6 protein-coding genes and 1 pseudogene are annotated in these 4,547 nt (G+C 54.7%); 2 read left to right on the top strand and 5 right to left on the bottom strand.

Annotated features, from left to right (window positions below):
* A pseudogene (locus GOB93_RS20550) lies at nucleotides 1-101 on the top strand (IS5-like element ISMex42 family transposase); the annotation flags it as partial.
* Between the two features lie 648 nt (nucleotides 102-749).
* On the opposite strand, the gene GOB93_RS20545 reads toward GOB93_RS20550, so the two are convergent.
* Nucleotides 750-1,469 (bottom strand): putative quinol monooxygenase, encoded by a 720-nt coding sequence (locus tag GOB93_RS20545; protein ID WP_010518206.1) that lies wholly within the window; start codon nucleotides 1,467-1,469, stop codon nucleotides 750-752.
* 159 nt (nucleotides 1,470-1,628) lie between these two features.
* Here GOB93_RS20545 and GOB93_RS20540 point away from each other — a divergent pair, with 159 nt between their 5' ends.
* Nucleotides 1,629-2,501 (top strand): LysR family transcriptional regulator, encoded by an 873-nt coding sequence (locus GOB93_RS20540; RefSeq protein WP_173585224.1) that lies wholly within the window; start codon nucleotides 1,629-1,631, stop codon nucleotides 2,499-2,501.
* 164 nt (nucleotides 2,502-2,665) lie between these two features.
* Here GOB93_RS20540 and GOB93_RS20535 read toward each other — a convergent pair whose 3' ends face one another.
* From GOB93_RS20535 to GOB93_RS20520, 4 genes are read right to left on the bottom strand one after another with little or no spacing between them, the layout of a single operon-like run.
* Nucleotides 2,666-2,947 (bottom strand): hypothetical protein, encoded by a 282-nt coding sequence (locus GOB93_RS20535; RefSeq protein ID WP_010516857.1) that lies wholly within the window; start codon nucleotides 2,945-2,947, stop codon nucleotides 2,666-2,668.
* On the bottom strand, nucleotides 2,944-3,327 hold the full coding sequence (locus tag GOB93_RS20530) for a type II toxin-antitoxin system VapC family toxin (RefSeq protein WP_010516858.1): 384 nt from the start codon (nucleotides 3,325-3,327) through the stop codon (nucleotides 2,944-2,946). The genes GOB93_RS20535 and GOB93_RS20530 overlap by 4 nt, the downstream gene beginning before the upstream one ends.
* Nucleotides 3,324-3,662 carry a type II toxin-antitoxin system Phd/YefM family antitoxin gene (locus GOB93_RS20525; protein ID WP_173585223.1) on the bottom strand — a complete coding sequence of 113 codons (339 nt, stop codon included), beginning with the start codon at nucleotides 3,660-3,662 and terminating at the stop codon, nucleotides 3,324-3,326. The genes GOB93_RS20530 and GOB93_RS20525 overlap by 4 nt, the downstream gene beginning before the upstream one ends.
* A gap of 7 nt (nucleotides 3,663-3,669) precedes the next feature.
* Nucleotides 3,670-4,308 (bottom strand): tyrosine-type recombinase/integrase, encoded by a 639-nt coding sequence (locus GOB93_RS20520; RefSeq protein ID WP_062144895.1) that lies wholly within the window; start codon nucleotides 4,306-4,308, stop codon nucleotides 3,670-3,672.
* Nucleotides 4,309-4,547: the final 239 nt, after the last annotated feature.

Raw genomic sequence — 4,547 nt, 5'->3', positions numbered from 1 at the left:
TCAAGGAATGGCGCGCTGTCGCAACCAGATACGAAAAAACAGCAACCTCGTTCCTCGCGGTCATCCACATCGCTGCCGCCGCAGACTGGATCAAGTGCTAACAGGCCCTAGATATAAGGGCGCCATGGCTGCGTTTCTTGCGTTGCGGCCAACATTAGACATTAGAGTCATTCACATGACTAAGGCACTTCGTGGCGTCTGGAAACGTCGGCATTCGCAAATGCGCGCCTAAAAGCCGACGTTCAGCTCACCCCGCCAAGCTGCCCGACCGCTTCTGGGCGCCCAAGCCGGGAAAGCGGCCGTTCAGCAGGCTACTGTAATTTGACCGCAATGCGCCCCCTTTCCGGCCGTTCGACTGCCGCTTGCTGCGTCCCGAAAGCCGACATTGCTCACGGCGTAGCCAAGCGCAAGCCGATTACTTCGGCGTATATGTTCGAATCCCACCCGGTCCGCCACTTTGGTAAAAACCGGGAACGCCGATTCCCGCCGACTTTTCTCCTTTGGTGGCTACCGGCGTCCTCAATAGGGTGTTTTTTGCTGCCCTCGATGTAGATCGCGTCGTCCGCGATCTCGGCGTGTTGGGCGAAGGCGCGGACATGTTCCCGCCGATAGCCGCCCTTTCCAAGCCGGAGGCGAGTGCGAGCTTCGCTTGCCAGTTCCGGCACGGCCGCTTTGGCGTGAATCTAAATTCAAACAGCAAAGCGCCCGATGGATTGCACCGGGCACTTCTTTCTCAAGTCACCTCGAGATTACTTGGCAGCGAGGATATCGAAATTGCGGACGTTTGTTACCACACCGTCGTCCCATCCGCCTGAGACCAATTCTGAAGCCTTTTCATTCAAGAGTCCGGCGACTTGTCCGGCAAAGTGCGCTTCGCGGCCAGAGTTGTCGGCAAAGATGTCGAAGATGGCGAAGTTGTTCTCGTCAATCTGCAGCGCCGCCCAGAACAATGTCTTGGGTTCGGTATCTGCGACGATGGGGCCGGCGGCGGTCAGCAAGGCTGCCAATTCGGGGCCTTTACCTGGAGCGGCTTCGAGCTTGATGTAAGTTGCGGTTGTTGCCGTGTAGAGATCAACCGGCGCCTTTACCGACAGGACATCGGAGTTGTTGATATTCGCGACAACACCGTCGTCCCATCCTCTGTCCACCAACGCGTCGGCGTTTTGGTTCAGAGCCGCAGCAACCGCTCCTGAGAAGTGAGCGTCGCGTGCTTCTTCATCTGCGAAGATGTCAAAGATTGCGAGCGTATCGTCGGCTTGCAAAGCAAACCAAAGTACAGTGCCCGGCTCTGTTTCTCCCACGATGGGTGCGGCACTAGCCAGAAACTCCGCGAAGGCAGCGGTCTGGCCTTCGGCGGCCGGCATGGCGATGTAGCTGGCAGTGTGATTTTCCATTGGGTTGTCCTGTGCAGTTGCAGAAGTTGTGATCAGAGCCAGTGCGGCGCATGTCTGAAGGATTTGCATTTTCATGGTCGTCTCCTGATCTGAAGTGCACCGTGCTTGGTTTCGATGCACTCTTGTCCCATGCCGGATGCTTCGGAATCCAATTCCGAAATTCTATTGTTCGATAGACAAGGACTATCGAAGTTGGTATGAGGTAGTGCCGGAGATGTGACGGAGAATGCGGCAATGGAAATGAACCAGATCAGGTATTTTCTTGCTGTCTTCGAGCACCGAAACTTCACCCACGCAGCCAGTGCCTCCAATGTCTCCCAACCTTCCTTGACGACTGCGATCAAGAAACTTGAAGACGAGCTTGGAGGTGACCTGTTTGTCAGGGACCGTGCGGGATGCAGGCCTACGTCCCTCGGTAAACTCATGCAGCCAAGGTTGCAGAAGGTTCACGATGAGACGCGACAGGCTAAGGCAGAGGCGGTCCGTCATATGCGCTTGGAGCGGGTTCCAATCTCTGTCGGTGTCGGCGAAACGATTGGCCACAACAGGATTTCGGCAGCTATGGAGCGTACTCGTACGCGATTGCCGCAAGCCGAAATCGAATTGATCGTTGCGTCAACCTCCGAGCTTCTTGCCGGGTTACGAGATGGTGAATTTGACGTTGTAGTCACCGCAGAGAAGGTCAGTGAAGACCTCTATCGTATAGACCATCTCTATGAAGAGGACTACAAGGTCGTGGTGTCAAAGTCGCATCCGTTGTCTGAACTAAATGCGATCTCTCTTTCGGCTCTTGCTAAAACTGACATGCTTGACCGCCTAAATTGCGAAATGCGGGATGTTTTGCATGGGGCCTGCGCGGATCATGGTCACGAACTCTACGCGGCCTATCGGTCAAATCGCGTGGATTGGTTAGTTGAACTTGCTCGGCAAGGGTCAGGTGCGGTGATCCTGCCAGCCACCGCTATTCCTTCGGACATGGGCCTGGTGTCGAAACCCATCGATGGCCTTGAAATATCAAGAACTGTTTTGGCCCTTCGATATCGGCACCAAACGACGAGACCAGAGACAAATGATCTGATCCGTGAGATGACGCGCACGCTGGCGTAGTGAGGTCGGTAATCGACATTCGCCCATCGTGCAGCATTCGTCACTTTGGGCTCAGACCAGACTTTCGCGGCATCACGCTCGAACGTCCGTTCTACTTTTCTTCGAGATCTCGCCCGCAATCCGCCACTTAGCGCTGGAGAAATTGCGCCAGATTGCGGTGAAGGTCACAGCGAACCACACCCATTGTGTGCGGTGATAGTCGTCGGTGACGAGGCCGTACTCTTCAAGAAGCCACCGCGCCGCGTGAGGCGACCTTCGGCGCGGGTAACAGTGGGTGGGTTCTTTTCAATCTTGAAGAGCCGCTTGATTTCCCTGATGACCTCTTCAGCAGACGGCCCCGACTTTGCCGTCGGGTGGAAGTGAATGAACGGCAGGTTTCGGGCGCCGAACGCGGCGCTCCGAACGGCGACAATGGGGTCGTGTTCTGACGGCAGTTTCTGCTTCACGAACAGCGTATTCGCTTGATGGGGTAATGATCCATTTGTCCGTCTTCCGAAAGAAATGTGGCGTGTTCAGCTTGCGCCTGCGCCATCAGGAGATGGTCAAACGGATCACGATGATGCAAAGGCAAAGACATAAGAATCTGCAGGTGTTCGGGCTGTATTTGCAGCAGAGAGAAACCTTCCGCAGGAATGGCTGCTAGAATATCGTTCATATCCGCATCAAGCTTTCCGATACGGATTTTGATCGCAATCTCCCATAATGATACGATACTCACCAGAATATCGTGGACGGGATCTGCGATAATTTCTCGTGCAGTCTCACCCAGCCGGTCGGAGCCCGAAAGCCACCACAGCAACGCATGCGTATCAAGCAGAACCTTCACAGGTCGCGTTCCATGCTTTCAAGAAGGTCCGGCGGTGTCTCATCAAAATCTTCGCTCATTCTGATCCGCCCACGAAGAGCTCCTGGCTGACGACGGGGACGATAGGAAGGAGCTGGCGGACGCAGTTCAGCGACAACCTGATCGTGAGACGTCACGAGGATCGTACTGCCCTGTCTGACCTGACGCAGATACGCTGTCAGGTTTCCCCGGAACTCCCGAACACCGATTTTCTGTGGTAATGGTGCGTTATTTGAAAGATGCTGGCTCATGGTCTCCTCCCCATGTGTCATCATAACATGTACACATAGGGAGGAGGTAGAGAATTCCTGAGGCATGTTTGTTTCAGAGATCAGTGGCTTCCGACAGTGCCAGAGCGTCCTCGACATCCACCCCAAGGTATCGAACCGTACTATCCAGTTTTGAATGACCCAGCAGGATCTGCACGGCTCGGATATTACCGGTTCGTTTGTAAATCATGGCAACCTTAGTCCGGCGGAGCGAATGAGTTCCATATTCCCCGGCGATTAGTCCCACCGCTTGAACCCATTGATCCAAAAGCCGGGCGTATTGCCTTGTGCTCAGGTGAGCTTTGGCGCTTTGGCGACTTGGAAAAACATACTCATTCAGGCCACCACCTCGATGTTCCAGCCACGCCCGCACGCTTTCTCGCGTTGTTTCTGTAATTTCGAATTGCACAGGTCGCCGGGTTTTCTGCTGGACGACCATGGCTCGGTGGCGCACCTGACCACTGGTAACGATGTCGCCGATACGAAGGCTGACAAGATCGCAGCCTCTGAGTTTGCTATCGAGAGCAAGATCAAACAAAGCTCTATCTCTGACACGCTGTTCGCTCCCCAGCCAGAACCGAATAGCCCAGACGTGCTTTTCTTTGAGCGCCCGCTTGGCGCCAACCATTTTTCCTGCATTCCAGGGCACGGACGCCTTCAGCGTAGGCGATGGAAAACGCGTTTTCTTTTCCATGATACTTTCTCCTGATCAGCTGCACATGCAGCAATCAGAAGTCTGGAGGAGGACATCGGCGGATAACGAGAATTATTGCCGACCGTCCGCTTTACGGAAACTGGAACGGCTCTTCTTATGACCGAGATGAGGCGAAAGCAGTCTGTCTGGATCTGTCTGCGTGGTTGCCGGAGCTTCTGTCCGGGTGACAGACTTATCCTCATGAAGTGAACTCTTTCGGGTCGAATTTCGCGGCAAGC

Origin of the sequence: Acetobacter musti (genome assembly GCF_011516835.1) — a bacterium.
GTDB lineage: Bacteria > Pseudomonadota > Alphaproteobacteria > Acetobacterales > Acetobacteraceae > Acetobacter > Acetobacter musti.
This window is presented reverse-complemented; position numbering and strand designations above follow the sequence as displayed.

Coding starts and splice junctions, on each gene's coding strand:
- GOB93_RS20545 (WP_010518206.1), bottom strand. CDS start 1,469: ATGAAAATGCAAATCCTTCAGACATGCGCCGCACTGGCTCTGATCACA.
- GOB93_RS20540 (WP_173585224.1), top strand. CDS start 1,629: ATGGAAATGAACCAGATCAGGTATTTTCTTGCTGTCTTCGAGCACCGA.
- GOB93_RS20525 (WP_173585223.1), bottom strand. CDS start 3,662: ATGCCTCAGGAATTCTCTACCTCCTCCCTATGTGTACATGTTATGATG.
- GOB93_RS20520 (WP_062144895.1), bottom strand. CDS start 4,308: ATGGAAAAGAAAACGCGTTTTCCATCGCCTACGCTGAAGGCGTCCGTG.